Consider the following 445-nt stretch of genomic DNA (forward strand, 5'->3'; position numbering starts at 1 on the left):
GGGTGATGCTGCCAACTTACTGATTTAGTGTATGATGGTGTTTTTGAGGTGCTCCAGTGGCTTCTGTTTCTATCAGCTGTCCCTCCTGTTCAGCTACTGACGGGGTGGTGCGTAACGGCAAAAGCACTGCCGGACATCAGCGCTATCTCTGCTCTCACTGCCGTAAAACATGGCAACTGCAGTTCACTTACACCGCTTCTCAACCCGGTACGCACCAGAAAATCATTGATATGGCCATGAATGGCGTTGGATGCCGGGCAACCGCCCGCATTATGGGCGTTGGCCTCAACACGATTTTCCGCCATTTAAAAAACTCAGGCCGCAGTCGGTAACCTCGCGCATACAGCCGGGCAGTGACGTCATCGTCTGCGCGGAAATGGACGAACAGTGGGGATACGTCGGGGCTAAATCGCGCCAGCGCTGGCTGTTTTACGCGTATGACAGG

The 445-nt window shown here is 54.2% G+C and carries 1 pseudogene; it reads left to right on the forward strand.

Going from position 1 to position 445, the window contains the following annotated elements:
- Window positions 1-56: 56 nt before the first annotated feature.
- Window positions 57-445, forward strand: a pseudogene (locus M989_RS25155) (IS1-like element IS1B family transposase); the annotation flags it as partial.

It is taken from the genome of Kluyvera georgiana ATCC 51603 (genome assembly GCF_001654985.1).
Lineage (GTDB): Bacteria > Pseudomonadota > Gammaproteobacteria > Enterobacterales > Enterobacteriaceae > Kluyvera > Kluyvera georgiana.